Origin of the sequence: Nonomuraea sp. NPDC049784, from assembly GCF_040659615.1 — a bacterium.
Lineage (GTDB): Bacteria > Actinomycetota > Actinomycetes > Streptosporangiales > Streptosporangiaceae > Nonomuraea.
Genome location: NZ_JBFAMX010001209.1, coordinates 1 through 1,376, shown reverse-complemented (window position 1 = coordinate 1,376; position 1,376 = coordinate 1). Strand labels below are relative to the sequence as shown.

Here is a 1,376-nt window from a genome sequence, read left to right as displayed (position 1 = left end):
GGCGGCCGGGGCGAGCGCGAACAGGTCACGTCCCCCGCCGGCCAGCACGCCGTTCGCACAGACGAGGAACGGCACCGGCCCCGCGGGAGCACCCACGAACCGGCGGGGCTCGCCCGACCAGGCGGAGACCCGCAGCAGCCCGCCCGCCACGCTGATCCACAGGGAGCCCGCGCACACGACCATGCCGCCGCGCTCGAGCGTGCCCAGGTCCACCTCCTTGGGGCCGCCGCGCAGCAGGGTGTCGCGTTTCGACGTCCACCACAGGCGTTCACCCTCGATCGCGCACAGGTCGAGGCCGGGTAATGCCGCCGGCTCGCCGAGGTGGCCCGGCCCGATGAGCCTGCGTGCCTGGCCGGCGCCGACTGCCCAGATCTCCCCGCCGCCCGCGAGCACCCGTCCCTCGAAGCGCGCGCTGGCGACCGGCACGCCGCCCTGGTCGAGCCAGTACACCCGGTCGGCCGAGGTGCCCGCCAGGGTGCCCTGCGGGAGGGAGTCCACGGGCGGGGCCGCGGCGAACGTCCTGGGCACCACCACGGTCCCCGCCAACGCCCCTGGCATGCCCGCCGTGCCGGCCACCGTGCCCGGCACCGCCGCCAGGGAGCGTAACTCCGGCAGCTCGCCGCCGTCGTCGGCGTCCAGCGGCGTGCCGGACGTCGTGTAAGCCCGCACCCCGCCGGTGCTCACGCACCAGACGGAGGTGCCGTCCGACGCGGCCGCCCGGACAGGACTCGGCAGCTCGATCCTCGTGACGGCGACGTCCATGCGCCGACCATAACCGCCTGGAATCCCCCGTGCCGGACACGGGTGCCCGGATGCGGAGGGATCCCGGCATCAACCGAGGTCAGCGAGGCTGAGATCATTGGACGCATGCGTGTTGTGGTGATCGGGAGCGGCATCGTCGGAGCGAGCGCGGCCTACTACCTGAGCCTGCGCGGCGCGGCGGTGACCGTGGTGGACGGCGGCTACCCTGGCGAGGCGACCCATGCGGGGGCGGGCATCGTGTGCCCGTGGGTGGACCACCCGGAGGACGACGACTGGTACCGGCTCACCCGCGAGGGCGCCCGCCACTACCCCGGGCTGGTGGAGGCGCTGGGCGAGGACATCGGGTACGCCACGGTGGGCGCCCTGCTGGTGGCCGAGGACCCGGTCGATCTGGAGCCGGTGCGCGCCCTGCTGCGCCGCCGCTATCCCGACGCGCCGGAGATGGGGGAGATCACCGACGTGCCCACCCCGTCCGAGTTGTTCCCGCCGCTGTCCGACACACTGAGCGCGCTGCTCGTGCCGGGCGCCGCCCGGGTGGATGGCTGCTCGGTGCGCGACGCGCTGCTGCGCGCCGCCGTCGCCCACGGCGCGGAGGTGCGCACGGGCGCCGCGAC

Annotated in this window: 2 protein-coding genes; one reads left to right on the top strand and one right to left on the bottom strand. The window is 75.4% G+C overall.

All coding sequences use genetic code 11. The annotated features are described in order from the left end of the window. The coding region (locus AB0J09_RS64785) for a hypothetical protein (protein ID WP_360714443.1) at window positions 1–762 on the bottom strand (762 nt) is incomplete at its 3' end. A 105-nt stretch (window positions 763–867) separates the two neighbouring features. Between AB0J09_RS64785 and AB0J09_RS64780 the strand changes: the two genes are divergently transcribed. Continuing rightward, window positions 868–1,376: FAD-dependent oxidoreductase (locus AB0J09_RS64780; RefSeq protein WP_360714441.1), on the top strand; the 509-nt coding region annotated here is incomplete at its 3' end.